Origin of the sequence: Halopseudomonas oceani (genome assembly GCF_002903165.1) — a bacterium.
GTDB lineage: Bacteria > Pseudomonadota > Gammaproteobacteria > Pseudomonadales > Pseudomonadaceae > Halopseudomonas > Halopseudomonas oceani.
This window is the reverse complement of the sequence record NZ_PPSK01000007.1, coordinates 43,580-65,118: the sequence shown is the minus strand read 5'-3', so window position 1 is coordinate 65,118 and position 21,539 is coordinate 43,580. Positions and strand designations below refer to the sequence as shown.

Genomic DNA, 21,539 nt, shown 5'->3' with positions numbered 1-21,539 from the left:
TTTCAAGCGGACCTCAGGTCAGCTCATGGCCTTTCAGCGGCTTGACGGTAGACCATCCCTGGCAGCTGGGGCATTGCCAGTAGACTTTGTTACCGGTAAACCCACAGTGCTCACAGCGATATTGCGGACGACTGCGCTGAAGCGTTTCCAGCAACCGTCGGGGAGCTGATACCACTGTTTCACTGGCACCTTCGTCGCCCAATTTGAGCAATCCCAGCACGCCGGCTAACGAGGGCTGCTGCTGAAGGTGCTTCAGCAGAAACTGCTCGGCAACCTCACTGCCAAGCTCGCGACGCATATGTTGCGCCCTGGCCAGCAGTATCTTGACTGGCGGCGGATTCGCACGCCCAAGCGCCTGGTCGAGATAGTCAGCCAAATTCAGCGCGCCATTATCCGCACAGCGCTCAGCCAACGCTAGCACCTCTGGCACAAAGTCCGGCGAATTATTGGCAATCCGGTGCAATAATGCAGGTAATGCCTTCTGATTACCCGCATGCTCCTCAAGCTCGGCTAGCAAAATAAGTGCCCGAACGCAGTGATCATCGACCCTGAGCGCAGCCTCCAGCCAACTGCGCGCCTGGTTCAGCTCACGCTGAGCCAGCGCCGCGACAGCCATTTCACAGTAATAGTGCGCGAGCGTCACCGCGAACCGGGGCTGTTCGCGCAACAGACGGCGGCCGATTTCGATTGCCCGCTGCCACTCGTGCTGCTGCTCGTACACTGTCACCAGATCAACCAGCGCTTCTGCCCGCAGCGACGAACTGGAACCAGCCAGCTCTTCGAGCAACCGCTCTGCCCGCTGATGCATGCCAACAGCAAGATAGTCTCTGGCCAGCTCCAGTTGAACACGATCAGCCTGGGGAGCAGTCAAATTCGGACGTGCAAGCAAATTCTGATGCACCTTGATCGCTCGCTCGACATCACCGCGCTGGCAGAACAGCTTACCAATCGCAATATGCGTTTCGACGGTTTCCGGGTTGACCTCTAGGGCACGAATGAAGGTTTCAATCGCCTCATCCGGCTGCTCGTTCAAGAGATAGTTCAGGCCGATAAAGTACTGGCGATCCAGGGCGCTGCCATGGGGTTTCAGCATGAAGCCGACCTTGATCGCCTCCCTGCGACCCAGGAACCAGCCTATGGCAAGGGCCAGTACAAACAGGCCCAGGAACATCAGTTCCTGCATGAGATCAGCCTTTAACAGCCTGGGTGCGCAGCTTGTCAATTTCCTTGCGATAACGGTTCAACTCATTGCTCTGAACCATCAATTTCAAACGCAGACGCGTGGTGATAAGCCAGCCTACGAAGACGCCGAGAACACTGCCAAGAATGAACGCCAGCACGATATATATGGAGAGAGGCCAGGCAGGAGACTGCATTTCAAGAAACTGCAGTGAGGTGGTTTGCTGATTTTCCAGCATGAAATCCATGGTCGCCAGTGCTACCAGCAGGAAAACCAGGATCAGCAACACGCGCTTTAACCACAGCATGTGAGACGACTCCGCATCCGTTGAGTGTCTGCGAAGTATAACCCAGGGTATCGATGGCGAGGTATGGGATCAGGCGTTTTCGAGTGACTCGTTCACCCGATCACGCAACTCCTTCCCCGGCTTGAAGTGCGGCACGAACTTGCCGTCCAGCTCAACCGAGTCGCCAGTCTTGGGGTTACGACCGACACGAGGTGCCCGGTAATGCAGCGAGAAACTGCCGAAGCCGCGAATCTCAATACGCTCACCGGTCGCCAGCGCCTGCGACATATGCTCCAGCATCGTTTTGATTGCCAACTCAACATCTTTTGCCGACAACTGCCCCTGCTGTTCGACAATGCGCTCGATCAACTCCGACTTGGTCATGGTTTTCCCTTTCTTATCAAGCGAGTAGACTCGTTTTATAAGGTTTTACCATGCTTGACTAGGTTTGAACAGCCTGTTAAGCGAAGCGCTTGCGCGCTTCGCAGCCGCAAGCCGCAAGCCGCAAGCCGCAAGCCGCAAGCCGCAAGCCGCAAGCCGCAAGCGTAATCAGGATGCGTTGCCTTGCCAGGCTATCAAGTCTTTTCTATAAGCCTTGTCACGTATTCATAATCCTCAGAGAATCCGAGCAACTGGCACCCCCACAGGTTTTACTTGCAGCTTAGGGCTTGAAGCTTGCAGCTGTGCCCGCCCCGCCCAGCGAACAGGCACAAAAAAGGGCGACCGAAGTCGCCCTTTTTTTACAGCTGGATAGGCTTAGTTGCCCTTGCCTTCCATCTGCTGCTTGATCAGATCACCAATGGTGGTCGGACCAGCGGCCAGCATTTCCTGCTTACGCAGATCCTGCATGGCTTCTTTCTCGTCTTCAACGTCTTTCGCCTTGATGGACAGGCTGATGACGCGGCTCTTACGGTCAACACCAATGATCTTGGCTTCGACTTCATCGCCAACGTTCAGGACGTTGCGAGCATCTTCGATACGGTCACGGCTGATTTCGGAGGCTTTCAGAGTGCCTTCGATGTCATCGGCCAGGGTGATTACAGCGCCCTTGGCGTCAACTTCCTTGACGGTACCGGTGATGATGCTGCCCTTCTCGTTCAGAGAAACGAAGTTGGAGAACGGATCATCTTCCAGTTGCTTGACGCCCAGGGAGATGCGCTCACGCTCCGGATCAACAGACAGGATGACAGTCTCAATCTCGTCGCCTTTCTTGAAGCGACGGACAGCTTCTTCGCCTGCTTCGTTCCAGGAGATGTCCGACAGGTGAACCAGACCGTCGATGCCGCCGTCCAGGCCGATGAAGATACCGAAGTCGGTGATGGACTTGATGGAACCGGAGATCTTGTCGCCCTTGTTGAACTTGCTGGAGAACTCTTCCCACGGGTTCATCTTGCACTGCTTGATGCCCAGGGAGATACGACGACGGTCTTCGTCGATGTCCAGAACCATAACTTCCACTTCGTCGCCGACCTGTACGACCTTGGACGGGTGGATGTTCTTGTTGGTCCAATCCATTTCGGATACGTGAACCAGACCTTCAACGCCTTCTTCCAGCTCAGCGAAGCAGCCGTAGTCAGTCAGATTGGTGACCTTGGCGGTAACGCGAGTACCTTCCGGATAGCGACCGGTGATGGCGACCCACGGATCTTCACCCAGTTGCTTCAGACCCAGGGAAACGCGGTTGCGCTCACGGTCGAACTTCAGGACCTTGACGTCAATCTCGTCACCAACGTTGACGATCTCGGACGGATGCTTGATACGCTTCCACGCCATGTCGGTGATGTGCAGCAGGCCATCGACGCCGCCCAGGTCGACGAACGCACCGTAATCGGTGAGGTTCTTGACGATACCCTTGACGACTTGACCTTCCTGCAGGGTTTCCAGCAGGGCTTCGCGCTCGGCGGAGTTCTCGGCTTCCAGAACTGCACGACGGGAAACGACAACGTTGTTGCGCTTCTGGTCCAGTTTGATGACCTTGAATTCCAGTTCCTTGTTTTCCAGGTGGGTGGTGTCACGTACGGGACGTACGTCAACCAGCGAGCCCGGCAGGAACGCACGGATGGTGTTGACGTCGACGGTAAAGCCACCTTTGACCTTGCCGTTGATGACGCCCTTGACGACTTCTTCTGCAGCGAAAGCAGCTTCGAGGACTTTCCACGATTCGGCGCGCTTGGCCTTTTCGCGGGACAGTTTAGTTTCACCGAAACCGTCTTCAACGGCATCCAGTGCAACGTGTACCTCATCACCCACTTCGATGGTCAGTTCGCCCTGCTCGTCCAGGAACTGATCGCGCGGGATGACACCCTCTGATTTCAGACCGGCGTGAACGGTGACCCAGTCGGAGTCGATGTCCACAACGATACCAGTGATGATGGAGCCCGGCTCCATATCAAGGGTTTTTAGGCTTTCTTCAAAAAGTTCGGCAAAGCTTTCGCTCATTTGGAATCCTGTAAGTAAGTATTTTAGGGCAGCTACCGCAGAGCCGTTTTAAAGCGCGCTTTGCAGCTACTGTCCCGCCACGCCACCAGCTTGCGTGGGTTGATTATCTCAATGTTCTTTCCGGTGACGCTGGTTGACCGGAAAGTACAGACTGATCAGCCCAGCAGATCACGCTCGCGCGCCATCGCATGAACTGTTTCAAGTACTTCTTCGATGCCCATCTGCGTGGAGTCGATCTGAACGGCATCCTCCGCTGGCTTGAGCGGAGCAACGCTGCGATTCATATCTCGCTCGTCACGCGCGACGATCTCATCTAGAAGACTCGCCAGATTAGCAGTTTCGCCCTTTTCGAGCAACTGCCGGTGACGACGTGACGCGCGTTCCTGCGCGCTGGCCGTCAGATACACCTTCAACTGGGCATCGGCGAATACCACCGTCCCCATGTCACGCCCGTCGGCAACCAGACCGGGCTTTTCACGGAATGCGCGCTGGCGCTGCAGCAGCGCATCGCGGACGGCCGGCAGCGCCGCAACCTGAGAGGCACCAGCACCAACCGCTTCGGTACGAATAGCCCGACTGACGTCTTCGCCTTCCAAAATTATCTGCTGCTCGCGACCGTCTTCAGCGGCGACAAACTGCACATCCAGATGCGCAGCCAACGCCTCAAGCGCCGCTTCGTTGGTCAGATCAACCCCATGATTGCGGGCGGCAAATGCCAGCAGACGATACAGCGCCCCCGAGTCGAGCAGGTTCCAGCCCAGCCGACGGGCTAGCAGACCGGCAATGGTCCCCTTGCCTGAGCCGCCGGGGCCGTCGATGGTAATGACGGGGGCCTGTTGATCAATCACGCGTTTTCCTCCAGTTGGACTTTCATGCCGACCGACTGCGCCAGTTCGACAAAGCCCGGGAACGACGTTGCCACGTTGGCGCAGTCTTTAATATGAATGTCACCAGTGGCACGCAGCGCAGCAACCGAGAACGACATGGCGATGCGGTGGTCACCGTGGCTTTCAACAGTGCCGCCGCCAATCGGACCGCCGTCGATGACAATGCCGTCCGGTGTCGGCTCGGCCTTGACGCCCAGCGCCTGCAGGCCATCAGCCATAACCTGAATACGATCAGATTCCTTGACCCGCAGCTCTTCTGCATCACGCAGAATGGTGCGCCCTTCGGCGCAGGCGGCAGCAACAAACAGCACCGGGAATTCATCAATGGCCAGCGGCACCTGATCCACCGGAATGTCGATTCCCTTGAGTGGCGCATAGCGAACACGGATGTCCGCAACCGGCTCGCCCCCGACTTCGCGCTCGTTCAGCAGTTCCAGATTGCCACCCATCTCACGCAGGATATTGATGATACCGATACGCGTCGGGTTGATGCCGACATGTTCCAGAGTCAGATCAGCACCTTCACAGATGCTGGCGGCGACCATAAAGAATGCCGCGGAGGAAATGTCGGCCGGCACGTCGATACGGCAGGCGGTCAGGGTGTGGCCAGACTCGATGGTAACCGTGTCGCCATCCACCTTGACCGGATAGCCGAAGCCCTTGAGCATGCGCTCGGTGTGATCGCGAGTCGGTGCCGGCTCGCTCACGGAAGTCGTGCCGGAGGCATACAAACCGGCGAGCAGGATGCAGGATTTGACCTGCGCACTGGCCATCGGCATCTGATAATCCATGCCCATCATGCGACTGCCGCCCTTGATGCGCAGCGGCGGACGGCCTTCGTCACCGGTTTCAATCTGGGCACCCATCTCACGCAGCGGCTTGGCCACCCGCCCCATCGGACGCTTGGACAGAGACGCATCACCGGTGAGCACAGTGTCGAACTCCTGACCAGCAAGCAGCCCCGACAGCAGGCGCATGGAGGTACCGGAGTTACCCAGATACAGCGAACCCGGCGGAGACTTGAGGCCGTGCAAGCCAACACCATTGATGGTGACCCGACCATGATGTGGACCTTCGATGACGACCCCCATGTCACGGAACGCCTGCAGGGTTGCCAGGCTGTCTTCACCTTCGAGGAAACCTTCTACCTCGGTTACTCCCTCGGCCAGCGAGCCAAGCATGATGGAGCGATGGGAGATGGATTTGTCGCCCGGCACGCGAATGCGCCCGGTCACCTGCCCGCCAGGGCGCGCGATGAAATTGAATTCGTTAGTCTGCATAGGTTCCATGTAGGCCCTGCGGGCCAGAATAGTACTGAAATGCTCTCGTGCCGATTTGGCTCGGGTAAACACACCGAGCAGCGTATTGGCGTCGCGGGTTTCCACCGCCTCACGCAATCGACCCAGATCCTGGGTAAAGGCATCCAGGCTGCGCAAGACCGCATCCCGGTTAGCCAGAAACACATCGCGCCACATCACCGGATCGCTTGCGGCAATGCGGGTAAAGTCCCGGAAACCACCGGCCGCATAACGGAAAATTTCAAGATTCTCGTTACGCGATGCCAGGGTGTCGACCAGCGAAAAGGCCAGCAAATGCGGCAAATGACTGGTGGCTGCCAGGACTTCGTCATGGTCGGCCAGTGACATTTGCTCCACATCGGCGCCCAGCGCCTGCCAGCACTGTCGAACCCGCTCAACAGCGTCTTTTGCGGTCTGCTCGAGCGGCGTCAAAATAACCTTATGATGGCGAAACAGGTCTGCACGCGCCGCTTCAACACCACTTTTCTCTGAACCGGCGATCGGATGCCCCGGCACGAAGTTGGCCGGCACCTGTCCAAAAACCTCTTCTACCGCCAGCGCAACCGCACCCTTGGTACTTCCCACATCGGTCATTACCGACTGACCGAGATCCATCGCAGCCAACTGGGCCAGCACCGCGCGCATGCCGAGTACGGGAACAGCGAGCATGATCAGGTCAGCACCGGCAACGGCCTCAGCCAGATCGGCAGTGGCCTTATCGACGACACCTAGCGGCACCGCCTGGCGACGCGCCACCGGGTCAAGATCACAGCCGACCACCTCGGCGCACAGACCGCTCTCGCGCATACCCTTGGCAAAGGAGCCACCAATCAGACCCAGACCAATAACCGCAAGACGACCGATTTTCGGCGCCCCCTGTGACAACGCGATTACACTAGGCACGCGCCAGCACCTGCTTGAGAGCATCCAGAAAACGCTGGTTCTCTGCCGGTAGGCCGATGGTCACCCGCAGGTGATTTGGCATGCCGTAATTGGCAACCGGGCGCACGATCACGCCCTCACGCAGCAGCCCCTGGAATACCGGAGCGGCTTCACGCCCGAGATCAATGGCCAGGAAATTGCCCCGCGACGGGATCCAGCTCAGCCCCATGGCCAGGCAACCATCCTCCAGTTGCTGCATGCCCTGACGGTTGATGCGGCGACTTTCAATCAGATAGGCCTCGTCTTCCAACGCAGCCAACGCAGCAGCCAGCGCAAGGCTGTTGACGTTGAATGGCTGACGCACCCGATTCAGCGCATCGGCAATCGCCGGCGCGGACAGGCCGTAGCCCACCCGCAGCGCTGCCAGACCGTAGGCCTTGGAAAAGGTACGCGAGACCAGCAGGTTACCGTAGCGGGCCAGATAATCGACGCCGTTGGGCACGTCGTCGGTTTCAACGTACTCGGTGTAGGCCTCGTCCAGCACCACGATCACGTTCTCGGGGACGCGATCCAGAAACGCTTCCAGTGCATCACGCTCAATCCAGGTACCGGTTGGGTTGTTCGGATTGGCAATAAAAACGATGCGGGTAGCCGGCGTTATCGCTGCCGCCATGGCATCCAGATCATGCCCCCAGTCCTTTGCCGGCACTGGTACTGCCTTGGCACCCACCGCCTGAGTGACAATCGGGTAGACCGCGAACGCGTGATCGCTGAACACCACCTCATGCTCGGGCCCGACAAAGGCGCGGGTGACCAGTTCAAGAATGTCGTTCGAGCCGTTGCCAAGGGTGATACCAGCGGTATCCACGCCCAGCTTTGCGGCCAGCGCCTGCTTGAGCGCAAAGCCGTTGCCATCGGGATAGCGGGTCAGCTCCGGCAAAGCGGCAGCAATAGCATCACGGACGGCCGGGCTCGGGCCAAGCGGGTTCTCGTTACTGGCCAGCTTGACGATATCCTGCGGGCGCAGACCAAACTCACGCGCCAGCTCTTCCACCGGCTTGCCCGGCACGTAAGGGGACAGCTTCTGCACGCCTGGACGCGCCAGGCCAAGAAAATCACAACTCATAACACAAGCCTCAAGCTACAAGCGGCAAGCTCCAAGTCACGCCAAGCCGCAGTTGCTTGCAGCTTGCGGCTTGCAGCTCGTCGCTGATGATTTAGAGCACCGCCTTCGGATACGACCCCAGCACCTTGAGCGCTACCGATTCGTCGTTGATCTTCTCCAGCACATCCCTGATCAGCGGGTCGTGCTGATGGCCGAAGAAGTCGATGAAGAATACATAGGTCCACTTGCCGCTACGCGACGGGCGGGTTTCGATGCGACTGAGATCAATACCATTGGAGTGGAACGGCTGCAGCAGATGATGCAGAGCACCCGGCTTGTTACGCATGGAAACGATGATCGATGTCTTGTCGTCACCAGTCGGCGGAACCTGCTGGTTACCGATGATCAAAAAGCGCGTGGAGTTGTCCGGACGATCCTCGATCTTCTCGGCCAGACGGGTCAGACCATAGAGGTCAGCAGCCATATCACCGGCAATCGCTGCCGAGTTCCACTCACCCTTGACCCGGCGCGCCGCGTCAGCATTGCTGGAAACCGCAATGCGCTCTACGTTGGGGTAGTGGGCATCCAGCCACTTGCGGCACTGCGCCAGCGACTGAGCGTGGGAATAGACCCGGGAAATCTTGTCGGTCTTGGTGTTCTCACCCACCAGCAGATGGTGGTGAATGCGCAGCTCGACTTCGCCACAGATCACCAGATCGTGCTCCAGGAAGCTGTCCAGCGTATGGTTGATCGCGCCCTCGGTGGAGTTCTCCACCGGCACCACACCAAACTGCACGGCACCCGCGGCAACTTCACGGAAGATTTCGTCGATTGCTGCCATCGGTACGCTAACGACCGAATGGCCAAAATGTTTCAGTGCTGCGGCCTGGGTAAAGGTGCCTTCCGGACCGAGGTAAGCCACCCGTAGCGGCTCTTCCAGCGCCAGGCAGGCAGACATGATTTCACGGAACAGACGCGCCACTTCCTCGTTATCGAGCGGGCCCTTGTTCAGCTCCATGATGTGCTTCAGCACCCATGCCTCGCGCTCCGGACGATAGAACACCGGCTTCACGCCCGGTTCCAGCGCCTTCTGCTTGACGTGAGCAACAGTCTGCGCGCAAGTCGCTCGCTCGCTGATCAGGTCAAGAATCTTTTCGTCAATGGTGTCGATGCGCTTACGCAGCGCCTTCAACTGATCTTCATCGGACATGAGTATCAACCGTGCTGCTTTTCGAACTCGGCCATGTAGGCCACCAAAGCGTCAACCGCCGCTTGCGGCACCGCGTTATAGATGGAGGCACGCATGCCGCCCACCGAGCGGTGACCCTTCAGGTTCAGCAGGCCGCGCTCTTCTGCCCCCGCCAGGAAGGGTTTGTCGAGACGGTCATCGGCCAGGCGGAACGGAATGTTCATCCAAGAACGATCGGCCACGTTGATCGGGTTGGTGTACAGCTCGCTGGCATCAATCGCCGAATACAAAGCTTTCTGCTTGGCATCGTTGACGCGCTTGACCACCTCAAGACCACCCTGCTCCTTCAACCACTGGAAGATCAGGCCAGACAGGTACCAGGCAAAGGTCGGCGGCGTGTTGTACATCGAGTCGTTCTTCGCTGCGACCGCGTAATCGAGCATGGTCGGGCAGCTGGCACGGGCACGCCCCAGCAGGTCTTCACGCGCAATGACAACTACCAGACCGCTTGGGCCAATGTTCTTTTGCGCGCCGGCGTAGATCATGCCGAACTGCGAGACATCTACAGGACGGGAGAGAATGCTCGAAGACATGTCCGCTACCAGCGGCACCTCACCGGTCTGCGGTACCCAGTTAAATTCCAGACCGCCAATGGTCTCGTTCGGGCAGTAGTGCACATAGGCCGCATCCGCAGACAACTGCCACTCGTTCTGACCGGGAATCGCAAAGTAGTCGTAATTTTTTGCGCTGCCGGCAACGTTGACACTGCCATAGCGCGAGGCTTCTTCAATCGCCTTGCGGGACCAGATACCGGTATCGATGTAGTCAGCGCTGCCACCGTCCGGCATCAAATTCAGCGGAATCTGGGCAAACTGCTGACTGGCACCGCCCTGCAGGAACAGGACCTTGTAGTTGTCAGGAATGGACATCAGGTCGCGCAGGTCCTGTTCGGCCTGCTGGGCGACGGCAACAAACTCATCACTGCGGTGACTCATTTCCATGATCGACAGGCCTTTGCCCTGCCAGTCAAGCAGCTCGGCCTGAGCCCGCTGCAGTACCGCTTCCGGCAACGCGGCCGGCCCAGCACAGAAATTGAACAGACGCTTACTCACGATTACTCCTGATCATCCACGGGTTGCTGCTCGTCACTTTCCGGAAGCTGGGCATCACCTTCTGCGGCGGCTTCCTCTTCCAGCTCAATATCGTCTTCCGACGGCTCCTGCACACGCTCCAGCCCCACCAGCTTCTCTTCTGTCGCCAAGCGAATCAGCATTACGCCCTGGGTGTTGCGCGACAGGCTGGACACTTCGCTGACCCGGGTGCGCACCAGCGTGCCCTGGTCAGAAATCAGCATAATTTCCTCGCCGTCCACTACCTGTACGGCACCGACCAGCGCACCGTTGCGCTCGTTGGACACCATCGCGATCACGCCCTGGCCACCACGGCCGCGACGCGGGAATTCCTCCAGCACGGTGCGTTTGCCGTACCCCCGTTCGGAGGCGGTCAGAATCTGCGCCTGTGGCTCGGGAATCAGCATGGAGATCAGACGCTGGCCAGTCGGCAGACGCATGCCGCGTACGCCGCGCGCAGTGCGCCCCATGGTGCGCACATGGCGTTCCTTGAAACGAATGACCTTGCCGCCGTCGGAGAACAGCATGATGTCGCGCGAACCATCGGTAATGGCCGCGGCGATCAGGGTGTCACCCTCCTCCAGGCGCAGCGCAATCAGACCGTTGCTGCGCGGACGACTGAACTGCACCAGCGGAGTCTTTTTCACCGTGCCGCGAGCAGTCGCCATAAAGATGTAAGCGCCGGTCGGCTCGTCATTCTCGTCATCATCACCGTCAGCCTCGGCGTCAGCTTCAGCCTCAACCTCGACGGCTTCGCCTTCGATCACGCCGGCGTCGTCGTCCAGCTCATCGCCCTCTTCGGCACTCTGCTGCTGCAGGGCTTCGAGATCGATTTGCAGCATCGCGGTAATCCACTCACCCTCTTCCAGCGGCAACAGATTGACCAGCGGACGCCCCCGCGCAGTACGCGAGGCTTCAGGGATTTCGTAGGTCTTCAGCCAGTAGACCTTGCCGCGGCTGGAGAACAGCAGCAGCGTGGCATGACTATTGGCAACCAGCAGGTGTTCGACGTAATCCTCGTCCTTAACCCCGGTTGCGGCCTTGCCACGACCACCGCGGCGCTGTGCCTGATAATCGGTCAACGGCTGACTCTTGGCATAGCCACCATGGGAGATGGTGACCACACGCTCCTCTTCGGTAATCAGGTCAGCGATGGTCAGGTCCATCCGCGAGGCGACGATTTCGGTACGGCGGGCGTCACCGAAGGCGGCTTTGACCTGTTCCAGCTCCTCGACGATCACTTCCATCAGGCGCTCGTGACTATTGAGGATGCGCAGCAACTCGCCGATCTGCTCAAGAATCTGCTGATACTCGGTGAGCAGTTTTTCATGCTCCAGGCCGGTCAGGCGATGCAGACGCATATCCAGAATCGCCTGCGCCTGCTCGGCGGACAGGTAGTACTGACCATCGCGCAGCCCAAACTCCTCACCCAGCCCGTCAGGACGGCAGGATTCAGCACCGGCACGCTCAACCATCTCGATCACGGTACCCGGCGCCCAGGCAGCAGCGAGCAGGCGCTCCTTCGCCTCGGCCGGAGTCGGCGACTGCTTGATCAGCTCGATCACCGGATCGATATTGGACAGCGCAACCGCCTGACCTTCAAGGATGTGACCACGCTCACGGGCCTTGCGCAGCTCATAGACGGTGCGACGGGTAACCACCTCACGGCGGTGGCGTACGAAGGCTTCCAGCAGCTCCTTGAGGTTCAGGATCTTCGGCTGGCCGTCGAGCAGCCCGACCACGTTGATGCCGAATACACTCTGCATCTGGGTCTGGGCATAGAGGTTGTTAAGGATAACCTCAGGCACTTCGCCACGACGCAGCTCAATCACCACGCGGATACCGTCCTTGTCGGACTCATCGCGCAGCTCGGTAATACCCTCAAGCTTCTTCTCTTTTACCAGCTCGGCGATCTTCTCGATCAGACGCGCCTTGTTGAGCTGATAGGGCAATTCGGAGATGACAATCTGCTGGCGACCGCCAACCTTGTCGATATCTTCAATATGGCAGCGCGCCCGCACGTAAATGCGGCCACGGCCGGTGCGGTAGGCTTCAACGATACCAGCGCGACCGTTGATGATGCCGGCGGTCGGAAAATCAGGGCCCGGAATGAATTCCATCAGCTCGTCGATGCTGATGTCGGGATTACTGATCACAGCCAGACAGCCGTTGATCACTTCGGTCAGGTTGTGCGGCGGAATGTTGGTCGCCATACCGACAGCGATACCACTGGAACCGTTGACCAGCAGGTGCGGAATCTTGGTCGGCAGAACGTCAGGAATTTGTTCCTTGCCGTCGTAGTTAGGTACCCAGTCGACGGTTTCTTTGTCCAGATCAGCCAGCAGTTCATGGGTCAGCTTGGCCATCCGCACTTCGGTGTAACGCATTGCGGCAGCATTATCGCCGTCAATGGAACCGAAGTTGCCCTGACCGTCGACCAGCGGATAACGCATGGAGAAGTCCTGCGCCATACGCACGATGGTGTCGTACACGGCAGAGTCGCCGTGCGGGTGGTACTTACCGATTACGTCACCAACAACACGGGCCGACTTCAGGTACGGCTTGTTCCAGTCATTACCCAGCTCACTCATCGCATACAGGACGCGACGGTGTACCGGCTTGAGACCGTCGCGCACATCCGGCAGGGCACGACCGACGATTACGCTCATCGCGTAATCCAGGTAGGACTGCTTCAGTTCGTCTTCGATATTGACTGGAAGGATTTCTTTGGCCAGTTCACCCATGAAACGGCATTCCTTTTATTGTCGGCAACCCATTGATGCCAAAAGCATTAGTCACATGCGCAAGGAGGACGAACACGCCGACCAACCCTCACCGCGGGCCAAGGCCCGCAGCGGGACGCGTCCCGCCCGATCAAAGCGACAGAGGATACCACAGACAAGGCGCTGGCGGGAGCACGAAGCACACCCGCCACACAGCCTCAGTGGAGCTGGCGAACGCTCATCAGGCTGGCTACTTTTCGCTCGTCAGGCTGCTCGATAATGCCCTTTTCGGTGACAATCGCATCAATCAGCTCAACCGGCGTAACCTCTAGCGGAGACGACTCGCCACCACCACGGGTCAATGACCCGCTGCCAAGCTGATCCGGGCCAAGGTCGTCCGCATCCGCCAGTGACATATCGATGGTTGCAGTAGACGCGACGACCATAAAACGCAGCCCGTGATGCATAGCCAGAATCGCCAGCATGTAGCTGCCCAGCGGGCCGATAACATCGCCGTTGGCAGCAATGCGCTCGGCACCGACCAGCACCCAGGTAACCCCGTCGTGTTTCATCAGCCGCCCGGCCTCGACATCGGCATGCAGCGCCGCTGGCGCGCCGCTGCGCAGCAACTCGGACAACCCCAGCGAAGCGCTCGGCAGCAACGACCGCCCCTCGTTGACCAGTACCTCGCCGACCAGCCCGGCCGCGCTGGCGGTGCGGGCGACCCCATAGGTGGTACCGCCGCCGCCACCGGACAGATCACCGCCGTAGCCGTGCAACATGACCCGGTGCACCGGCGCCTGGTGCCGGCGCAGCAGTTGAACACCCAGCTTGGCCATTGTCTGGTTGGCCTCCCGGTCGGCTGCCTGAATAGCCTGAGCCGCCTGCAACAGGCGCACAGCCATGTCATCAGTTGGACTGGTGCTGGCAATGGTTTGCCGCATGATGCCGAGCGCCCAGTGCAGGTTAGCCGCCATGGGCTGCACCGCCGCCAGCTCGTCCAGCAACGGCTGCAGGGCTGTCAGCCAGTTTACGGGAGGCACTGGCCTTCGGGCCGCCAGCGCCAGCGCATAGGCCGCCGCAATCCCCAACGCTGCAGCTCCGCAGACCACGCCATCACGCATGGCAGCCAGCACCTGTGCCGGATTGCCGCACTCAATCGCCACCACCTGATCAGGCAGCACCCGTTGGTCCAGCAGCCTGACTTTGCCTTCCGCCAGCCATACCAGCCCTTGCAGCGGCTGATCAGCCGCCATCGTATCCACATGCAACATGAGCGAACCCCCTATTCCGGCACTGTCATTCGTTGCGAACCACAGCTACTTTCACGCTGCATTTGCGCACCACCAGCAGGTATACTTGCCGACCATGATGCAAGGTGAACTGAACATGACCACGCTGCCCCGTGAGCTCGATCTACTGATCGTGCCACGCTGGATCGTGCCCGTTGTCCCGCACGGCCAGGTACTTGAAAATCATGCCCTGGCAGTCCATCAGGGGCGCATCGTCGGCATTGTGCCGGTGGCCTCCGCCAACGCGTTAACCCCACGCGAGCGGCGCGACCTGCCAAACCATGTGCTCATTCCCGGCCTGATCAACGCCCATGGCCACGCAGCGATGACGCTGTTCCGCGGCCTGGCCGACGACCTGCCACTGATGACATGGCTGACAGACCATATATGGCCCGCAGAAGGCCGCTGGGTCAACGCCGATTTTGTCCGTCTGGGTACTGAGCTGGCGATTGCCGAGATGCTGCGCGGCGGTACGACCTGCTTTTCCGACATGTATTTCTTCCCTGATGTCGCCGCTGCCGCAGCAGCCGACGCCGGCATACGCGCCCAGCTCTGCTTCCCTGTGATCGACAACCCGATTCCAGGGGCACGTGACGCGGCCGAGGCCGTCGCCAAGGGGCTGCGCCTGCGTGACGAGATGCGCCACAACGCCTTGATCAGCGTCGCCTTTGGTCCACACGCACCCTACACCGTGGGCGACGAGACGCTCGGCCGTATTCGTACCCTCGCCGACGAGCTGGATATGCCGATTCAGATGCATATTCACGAGACTGCCGGTGAAGTTGCCGACGCCGTTGCACAGACCGGCATGCGTCCACTGCAGCGACTCCAGCAGTTGGGCCTGCTTGGCCCTCGCCTGCAGGCCGTGCATGCAACCGAGATCAACGACGAAGACCTCGCACTGCTGGTCGAATACGGCGTACAACTGATCCACTGCCCCGAATCAAACCTGAAATTGGCCAGCGGCATGATGCCGGTTCAGCGCCTGCTGGATAGCGGCCTCAACGTCGCCCTGGGCACCGACGGTGCTGCCAGCAACAATGACCTGGATATGCTCGGCGAAATGCGTACTGCGGCCATGCTGGCAAAAATCGTCAGCGGCGCACCAACGGCGCTGGATGCCCATAGCGCATTACACATGGCCACGCTCGCCGGGGCACGGGCCCTGGGGCTCGACGAGGAAACTGGCTCTATCGAAGTCGGCAAGGCGGCCGACGTTACCGCCGTTGACCTGTCTGGGCTGGCCCAGCAACCGCTCTACCACCCCGTTTCGCAGCTGCTCTACACCTGCAACGCCAGCCAGGTAAGCGATGTCTGGGTGGCTGGCCGCAGCAAACTGCGTGACGGCCAACTGATTGGAATAGATACGCAATCCATTCTCCAGCAGGCCCGCAGCCTGGCTGAACTCATTGCCAAAGGGGATACCCATGAGTCTTAACGTCGACCGCGCCGAAATCGCCAAGTTTGAAGCGCTGGCAAGCCGCTGGTGGGACCGCAACAGCGAATTCAAACCGCTGCACGAAATCAACCCGCTGCGCACCAACTGGATCGACGAGCGCGTCGGTCTGGCGGGCAAGAAGGTGCTGGACGTTGGTTGTGGCGGCGGCATTCTGGCGGAAGCCATGGCCCAGCGCGGCGCCCAGGTCACCGGTATCGACATGGGCGAAGCGCCACTGGCCGTCGCCCGCCTGCATCAATTGGAGTCTGGCGTCAGCGTTGAGTACGACCAGAGCACCGCCGAAGAGTACGCCGAGCAGCATGCTGGCACCTTTGATGTAGTCACCTGCCTGGAGATGCTTGAGCACGTACCTGACCCGGGTTCGGTCATCCGCGCCTGCGCTCGTCTAGTCAAGCCCGGCGGCCAGGTATTCTTCTCGACCATCAACCGCAACCCCAAGTCATTCCTGTTTGCGATCGTCGGTGCTGAATACGTTCTGCGTATGCTGCCGCGTGGCACACACGAATTCGCCAAGTTCATCCGCCCGGCGGAACTCGGCCGCTGGATTCGCGACGCCGAGCTGGACCTGCACGACATCACTGGCCTGACCTTCAATCCGCTAACCCGCACCTACAAGCTGGAAGCCGATGTCGACGTCAACTACATGGTCTACTGCCAGCGCGGGATCGACGCCTGATGCTTAGCGGCGTTCTATTCGACCTTGACGGCACCCTGCTGGACACCGTGGAAGACTTTATGGCGGTGATTGACAGCATGCTTGACGAGCACCAGCGCCCACGGGTTGCACCCGAGCTGATCCGTGCTCAGGTCTCAGACGGTTCGATCGGCATGCTCTCAGTGGCCTTTGCTACGCGCCCCGGTGAGCCCGGCTTTGACGCCCTGCGCGATGAGTTTCTGACCCGCTACGAACGCGCCCTCGCCGTGCATACCCGACCGTTCCCCGGCATCATGCCGCTGCTCGACTGGCTGGATACTGAAGGCCTGCCCTGGGGCGTGGTCACCAACAAGTTGAGCCGTTTCAGCATCCCACTGATGGAACAGATTGGCCTGTCCGAGCGTTGCGGCAGTCTGGTCTGTCCCGATCAGGTCAGCCAGGGCAAACCGCACCCGGAAGCTATATTCAAAGCCTGCGCAGAGCTTAGTATCAGCCCGCAGCATTGCGTCTTCGTGGGTGACCACCTGCGCGACATCCAAGCTGGCCGCGCCGCCGGAATGGACACCATTGCAGCCCTCTACGGCTACCTGCCAGCGGAAGAAGACCACACCGCCTGGCAAGCAACCCACAGCGTTTACACCGCCACCGACCTGCAGCCCTGGCTCCTTGGCCGGCGCAATCTGGAGACAATTGATGTTTGACTACACCGCCCCGGCCAACCTGCTCGAAGGCCGCGTTATTCTGATCACCGGCGCTGGCGATGGTATTGGTCGCGCCTGTGCCCTGAGCTGCGCCGCACACGGCGCCACCGTCGTTTTGGTAGGCCGCACCCAGAGCAAGCTTGAAGAGGTCTACGACGCCATCGAAGCCGCAGGCCACCCGCAGCCGGCGCTATGCCCCCTCAACCTGGAAACCGCCACAGAGAAGGACTACGAAGACCTCGCCGACCAGCTGTTTGACGCCTTCGGCCACCTGGACGGGCTAGTGCACAACGCGGCAGAGCTAGGCCCACGCACGCTGCTCGACAGTGTCAAGGCCGACGCCTGGATACGGGTCATGCAGGTCAACGTCAACGCCCCCTTCCTGCTGACCAAGACGATGATGCCACTACTGCGCGCCGCCAGTGACGCATCCGTGGTACTGCTTTCCTCCAGCGTCGGTCGCAAGGGTCGTGCCTACTGGGGGCCCTATGCAATCAGCAAGTTCGCCGTTGAAGGCATGATGCAAGTCCTCGCCGATGAACAGGATGGCACCAGCAACATCCGCGTCAACAGCCTGAATCCGGGAGCCACCCGCACCCGCATGCGTGCCCGGGCCTACCCCAACGAACCCGTGGAGACCAACCCCGAGCCGGAGGCCATCATGCCTGCATTTCTTTACCTGCTTGGTCCCGATAGCCGTGAATGCAATGGTCAGGCCTTGAACGCCCAGTAAGGCGACATTTTGACGAAGCCTTACCGCCGCCCGTCAGCCAGTCGACTGAGGGCGGCATTTTTTTGCCGTTATCGCCGCACAAAATCACGACCAATAACACAAGACACTGATTTAATTGACTTTATTATAATGGCACATTGATTGCTTGGATGCCTGTATCAGCAAATTAGCGGACACAGCCAACATGCCAGTTCAGGGAAATACCATCGACTTCGACTCGGCGCGCGTAAAGCTAGGCCATGGCAGTACCCAGCAGCGCCGTAACGGCAAGCCGGCCGCCACATTTCAGAACACCCAGCGAAATCTGATGCAGAACCTGCAGACCAGTCTCGAGCTTGATCGGGTACTCCAGGTATTCTTTTCTGCGCTACAAGACCTGTTGCTGATCGACAGCCTGGAATACCGCCATACCAGCGTGACTACACCGCTCCTTTTCGGGCAGCCTGGACTGCACCGCTGCAGCTATCGCATGTCCCATGCCGGCAACTATCTGGGCGAGCTTCAGCTGAGCCGGCAGACGCGCTTCGCAGAGGATGAACTGCTCAGCATCGAAGGGCTGCTGGCTACCCTGATGTTTCCGCTACGAAACGCCTTGCTCTATCGGGAGGCACTGGCGTGTGCCCTGAACGATACCCTGACCGGCGCTGGCAACCGCCTGGCACTGAACCAGAACCTGGAACGCGACATCCGGAGCAGCAAACGCAGCGGGCAGCCGCTGTCGCTGATGGTGCTTGACGTTGATCACTTCAAGAGCGTCAACGACCGCTATGGTCACGCCTACGGCGACGAAGCGCTGAAGGCAATGGTTGACTGCGTTACCGCCACACTGCGCAACGTTGACTGTCTGTACCGCCTCGGCGGCGAAGAGTTTGTCGTGTTGCTGAACAATACTGACGCCGAAGCCTGCCATCTGGTAGCGGAGCGAATTCGTCAGTCGATTGAAGAACTCCAGTTCCAGATTGATGGCCAGCCTCTGCCCATGACAGCCAGCCTTGGCCATGCCACTCTGCGTTCACAGGACGACGCACGCAGCCTGTTGGACCGCGCCGACCAGCGCATGTACCAGGCCAAACGCAACGGTCGTAATCAGGTGATTGGGACGGAATAACAAGAACGGGAGCAGCGAACGCTGCTCCCGGATGGCTCAGTGAGTCTGCGCCGGTTTGTTGGCAAGATAATCTTCGAACAACAGGTTCGCGTTACCCAGTGACATCAGGTGCGCGTAGACCCAACCGAGGAAGCCCGCCTTGTTCAGCGCCAGCACCTGCTCGTCAGCAAGCGCCAGGAAGCGCTCCTCATCCACCGCGTGGAAATCCTTGAGGACGAAGCTTTCACCGCTTGCATGGGTCAGCTTCAAGGTACGCGGTACCAACAGATCCATTTCACGCAGCATTGCCACGAACTGACGTGTGCGCTGCATCTCGGCGGTAAAGTTCTGCAGGAACTGAATCATTTCATCGAGATAGGCACTGTTTTCACCGGTTTCGGCAAACAGCTCACGACCTTCCTCTTCATTCCAGCCCGCGTAGGCCTCGTCGAAGCAAACGGTGAATTCATCGTTTTCAGACTGCGCCAGCACAAAGGGATAACGGCGAATAAAGGCCGGAACATAGGTATTTGAGCGCCACTGTCCGGAGTCACCGACAAAGCTGTTCAATCCCTGTTTAAGCCCCATCAACGCAATCGGACTGAGCCCATCGCCTTCACCGATAAACACAACCGGATAACTGCGCGCCGCCTGGAAAAACTCGAGCCCGGCGAGCGGCACAATATGCGTCCCTGCGGCGAACTCGCACCCCTTGTCGGTTTTCAGCTTGAGCGCTTTGTGCTGATCGCGGTTGAGCGCCTTGATTTCCTTGTAAAGCAACAACGTTGACATCCTTCTACTCCCTGTCCGGACTCTGGTCCGGTTGTTTCGTTTTTCCCAATGCCCGAGCCTATCGGAAAACCAGCTGCAGCAATACCTGTCCGCTGTCCTGATCGGGCACTACGTCCTTGAATGCACCTGCAACCACCAGGCTTGCAGAAATCCTGTCGTTCCACCAGCGGCTGTTGACACCAGCACCACCGCTGATCAGATCCACATCTTCGTCGCCCAACTCCATGGCCCGGCCGTAATCCATAAACACAAACGGCTGCCAGCGCTGACTGAGATGCCAGTAACCCTCCACACTAAGGTTCACCCCCCATGGTGCGGTGATGACACCCGGTTCATAACCGCGCTGGGCGCTGATACCACCAAACTGCTTGTGCAAGGCTGACGGCAATTCTTCCTGACGGGTCGCATACTGCCAGCCGGCCTTGCCTACCAGCTCGTACTCCTCGCCGAGTTGTCGTGAGGAGTAAAGATCGCCGGTGAGGATAGTGAAGTTGCCACTCTCTCCGGTCAGGGCGTTATCTGGCGAGGCCTGACGAATGCGCTGCTCGTAGCGGGTGTACCAGGGCGCCGCCCGGTACTCGAACTGGCCCTTGACGAATACTTCCTGAATATCCACCTCACTCAGGGTAACGCCCTCCAGCGTCGTCTCCGAGGTCTGGAAGGTATACCCGAGTCCGCCCAGAAGCAGCCAACGATCAGACAGCCACCATGGCTGGTCGAAGCCCAGGCCATAGTTGCTGGAGTCCCCTTCAATATTGAGATCCGCCAGCGGCCCGCGTTTGATCTCCATTGTATTGGCTCCCGCCTCAATCCAGGCAAACCCGTTGCTGCGGGTAACCGGGCGGGTATAGCGCAAATTCATGTACTGGCTGCCACGCGTTCCAACCAGCACCGCGCTGATGTTGTCGGCTGCGCCGGTCGGCGAGAACCAGTTGAAGGTACCACCAAGCTGCTCGTAGCCGGTGCCTTCGCTGCCGTAGTTGTTGGCAAACAGAGACCAGGAAAAACGCTTCGGCTCAAAGCGCTCCAGGTCAACCCGAGTAGTACCAAAGCGTTCGCCGGGCGCCAGACCTGCGGAAAGCTGCGGCCCCTGACTGGTGGCATTGAAGCGTCGAATCGCCTCGATCAGCATCGGACTATTAAGCGTTTCCCCCTCCGTGAGGCTCAAGCGTTCACGGTAGAAGCTCTCGTCAACAGACTGCGCCTCACCACTGAAGACCACGCTATCAAGCTTGGCTTCCACTAATACGACGCGCAACTGCCCGTCTTCCAGCGACTGCGGTGGGATGATCGCCCGTGCCGTCAGTTGGCCACTGTCGGCGTAGCGCTGATTCACCTCACGGATCATCGCGTTCAGGTCGGCAAAGGTAATCTCGCGGCCAACGTAGCGGCCAGCTATCGCCTTCAGTTCATCCTGCGACAGGAACACCGACTGGTTGAAGCTGATACCACTTAGCACGAAGGGCGGGCTGTCGGCAGGCAGTGCATCGCCCTGCTCAGGCTGCTCACCCTGGATGGCCGGCACTTCGATTCGACGCGCTCGCTCCTCTATCTCCTGCTGACGCCGCTGAGCATCGATCTGCTCGCGCTGCAAACTGGGATTGACCTGCCCGGCGCTGACGCCACCAGGCAGAACCACCTGAGCCTGGGCAACACAGGGCAACAACGCAGCCACTGCCAGCATCCATACTCGCTTATTGC

At 59.4% G+C, this 21,539-nt stretch carries 18 protein-coding genes; 5 read left to right on the top strand and 13 right to left on the bottom strand.

Going from position 1 to position 21,539, the window contains the following annotated elements:
- Nucleotides 1-13 precede the first annotated feature (13 nt).
- From lapB to C1949_RS09185, 11 genes are all read right to left on the bottom strand, one after another.
- Complete coding sequence (lapB, locus tag C1949_RS09235) at nt 14-1,183, bottom strand: lipopolysaccharide assembly protein LapB (protein ID WP_104738191.1); 1,170 nt, start codon at nt 1,181-1,183, stop codon at nt 14-16.
- A 4-nt stretch (nt 1,184-1,187) separates the two neighbouring features.
- Entirely contained in the window at nt 1,188-1,469 is a 282-nt protein-coding gene (locus tag C1949_RS09230; RefSeq protein ID WP_170063041.1) for a lipopolysaccharide assembly protein LapA domain-containing protein, read from the bottom strand.
- A gap of 87 nt (nt 1,470-1,556) precedes the next feature.
- Nucleotides 1,557-1,850 carry an integration host factor subunit beta gene (ihfB, locus tag C1949_RS09225; protein WP_088273773.1) on the bottom strand — a complete coding sequence of 98 codons (294 nt, stop codon included), beginning with the start codon at nt 1,848-1,850 and terminating at the stop codon, nt 1,557-1,559.
- A gap of 372 nt (nt 1,851-2,222) precedes the next feature.
- Nucleotides 2,223-3,905, bottom strand: coding sequence for a 30S ribosomal protein S1 (gene rpsA / locus C1949_RS09220; RefSeq protein WP_104738189.1), 1,683 nt, complete (start codon nt 3,903-3,905; stop codon nt 2,223-2,225).
- Between the two features lie 155 nt (nt 3,906-4,060).
- Nucleotides 4,061-4,750 (bottom strand): (d)CMP kinase, encoded by a 690-nt coding sequence (gene cmk / locus C1949_RS09215; RefSeq protein ID WP_104738296.1) that lies wholly within the window; start codon nt 4,748-4,750, stop codon nt 4,061-4,063.
- Nucleotides 4,750-6,993: a bifunctional prephenate dehydrogenase/3-phosphoshikimate 1-carboxyvinyltransferase gene (locus C1949_RS09210; RefSeq protein WP_229744395.1), complete on the bottom strand. Its 2,244-nt coding sequence runs from the start codon at nt 6,991-6,993 to the stop codon at nt 4,750-4,752. The genes cmk and C1949_RS09210 overlap by 1 nt, the downstream gene beginning before the upstream one ends.
- Nucleotides 6,986-8,098 (bottom strand): histidinol-phosphate transaminase, encoded by a 1,113-nt coding sequence (gene hisC, locus C1949_RS09205; RefSeq protein ID WP_104738187.1) that lies wholly within the window; start codon nt 8,096-8,098, stop codon nt 6,986-6,988. Before hisC ends, C1949_RS09210 begins: the two co-directional genes overlap by 8 nt.
- A 91-nt stretch (nt 8,099-8,189) precedes the next feature.
- Complete coding sequence (gene pheA, locus C1949_RS09200; RefSeq protein ID WP_104738186.1) at nt 8,190-9,287, bottom strand: prephenate dehydratase; 1,098 nt, start codon at nt 9,285-9,287, stop codon at nt 8,190-8,192.
- Nucleotides 9,288-9,292: 5 nt separating this feature from the next.
- Complete coding sequence (serC, locus tag C1949_RS09195) at nt 9,293-10,378, bottom strand: 3-phosphoserine/phosphohydroxythreonine transaminase (RefSeq protein ID WP_104738185.1); 1,086 nt, start codon at nt 10,376-10,378, stop codon at nt 9,293-9,295.
- Nucleotides 10,379-10,380: 2 nt separating this feature from the next.
- Complete coding sequence (gene gyrA, locus C1949_RS09190; protein ID WP_104738184.1) at nt 10,381-13,140, bottom strand: DNA gyrase subunit A; 2,760 nt, start codon at nt 13,138-13,140, stop codon at nt 10,381-10,383.
- A gap of 197 nt (nt 13,141-13,337) precedes the next feature.
- Nucleotides 13,338-14,393 (bottom strand): translation initiation factor eIF-2B alpha/beta/delta subunit family protein, encoded by a 1,056-nt coding sequence (locus C1949_RS09185; protein ID WP_104738183.1) that lies wholly within the window; start codon nt 14,391-14,393, stop codon nt 13,338-13,340.
- A gap of 115 nt (nt 14,394-14,508) precedes the next feature.
- Here C1949_RS09185 and C1949_RS09180 point away from each other — a divergent pair, with 115 nt between their 5' ends.
- From C1949_RS09180 to C1949_RS09160, 5 genes are all read left to right on the top strand, one after another.
- A complete protein-coding gene (locus C1949_RS09180) occupies nt 14,509-15,849 on the top strand; it encodes a TRZ/ATZ family hydrolase (protein ID WP_104738295.1) in 1,341 nt (446 codons plus the stop codon).
- Nucleotides 15,839-16,546 (top strand): bifunctional 2-polyprenyl-6-hydroxyphenol methylase/3-demethylubiquinol 3-O-methyltransferase UbiG, encoded by a 708-nt coding sequence (ubiG, locus tag C1949_RS09175; RefSeq protein WP_104738182.1) that lies wholly within the window; start codon nt 15,839-15,841, stop codon nt 16,544-16,546. The genes C1949_RS09180 and ubiG overlap by 11 nt, the downstream gene beginning before the upstream one ends.
- Nucleotides 16,546-17,226: an HAD family hydrolase gene (locus tag C1949_RS09170; RefSeq protein WP_104738181.1), complete on the top strand. Its 681-nt coding sequence runs from the start codon at nt 16,546-16,548 to the stop codon at nt 17,224-17,226. Before ubiG ends, C1949_RS09170 begins: the two co-directional genes overlap by 1 nt.
- Nucleotides 17,219-17,959 (top strand): YciK family oxidoreductase, encoded by a 741-nt coding sequence (locus C1949_RS09165; protein ID WP_104738180.1) that lies wholly within the window; start codon nt 17,219-17,221, stop codon nt 17,957-17,959. The genes C1949_RS09170 and C1949_RS09165 overlap by 8 nt, the downstream gene beginning before the upstream one ends.
- Before the next feature lie 184 nt (nt 17,960-18,143).
- On the top strand, nt 18,144-19,067 hold the full coding sequence (locus C1949_RS09160) for a GGDEF domain-containing protein (protein WP_104738179.1): 924 nt from the start codon (nt 18,144-18,146) through the stop codon (nt 19,065-19,067).
- 36 nt (nt 19,068-19,103) lie between these two features.
- On the opposite strand, the gene C1949_RS09155 is transcribed toward C1949_RS09160, so the two are convergent.
- Nucleotides 19,104-19,838, bottom strand: a complete 735-nt coding sequence (locus tag C1949_RS09155; RefSeq protein ID WP_104738178.1) for a SapC family protein — start codon at nt 19,836-19,838, stop codon at nt 19,104-19,106.
- A gap of 58 nt (nt 19,839-19,896) precedes the next feature.
- Nucleotides 19,897-21,513: a ShlB/FhaC/HecB family hemolysin secretion/activation protein gene (locus C1949_RS09150; RefSeq protein ID WP_170063040.1), complete on the bottom strand. Its 1,617-nt coding sequence runs from the start codon at nt 21,511-21,513 to the stop codon at nt 19,897-19,899.
- Between the last annotated feature and the right edge of the window lie 26 nt (nt 21,514-21,539).

Coding starts and splice junctions, on each gene's coding strand:
- pheA (WP_104738186.1), bottom strand. CDS start 9,287: ATGTCCGATGAAGATCAGTTGAAGGCGCTGCGTAAGCGCATCGACACC.
- C1949_RS09165 (WP_104738180.1), top strand. CDS start 17,219: ATGTTTGACTACACCGCCCCGGCCAACCTGCTCGAAGGCCGCGTTATT.
- gyrA (WP_104738184.1), bottom strand. CDS start 13,140: ATGGGTGAACTGGCCAAAGAAATCCTTCCAGTCAATATCGAAGACGAA.
- rpsA (WP_104738189.1), bottom strand. CDS start 3,905: ATGAGCGAAAGCTTTGCCGAACTTTTTGAAGAAAGCCTAAAAACCCTT.
- ihfB (WP_088273773.1), bottom strand. CDS start 1,850: ATGACCAAGTCGGAGTTGATCGAGCGCATTGTCGAACAGCAGGGGCAG.
- C1949_RS09155 (WP_104738178.1), bottom strand. CDS start 19,838: ATGTCAACGTTGTTGCTTTACAAGGAAATCAAGGCGCTCAACCGCGAT.
- hisC (WP_104738187.1), bottom strand. CDS start 8,098: ATGAGTTGTGATTTTCTTGGCCTGGCGCGTCCAGGCGTGCAGAAGCTG.
- ubiG (WP_104738182.1), top strand. CDS start 15,839: ATGAGTCTTAACGTCGACCGCGCCGAAATCGCCAAGTTTGAAGCGCTG.
- C1949_RS09170 (WP_104738181.1), top strand. CDS start 16,546: ATGCTTAGCGGCGTTCTATTCGACCTTGACGGCACCCTGCTGGACACC.
- C1949_RS09160 (WP_104738179.1), top strand. CDS start 18,144: ATGCCAGTTCAGGGAAATACCATCGACTTCGACTCGGCGCGCGTAAAG.
- C1949_RS09185 (WP_104738183.1), bottom strand. CDS start 14,393: ATGTTGCATGTGGATACGATGGCGGCTGATCAGCCGCTGCAAGGGCTG.
- C1949_RS09180 (WP_104738295.1), top strand. CDS start 14,509: ATGACCACGCTGCCCCGTGAGCTCGATCTACTGATCGTGCCACGCTGG.
- lapB (WP_104738191.1), bottom strand. CDS start 1,183: ATGCAGGAACTGATGTTCCTGGGCCTGTTTGTACTGGCCCTTGCCATA.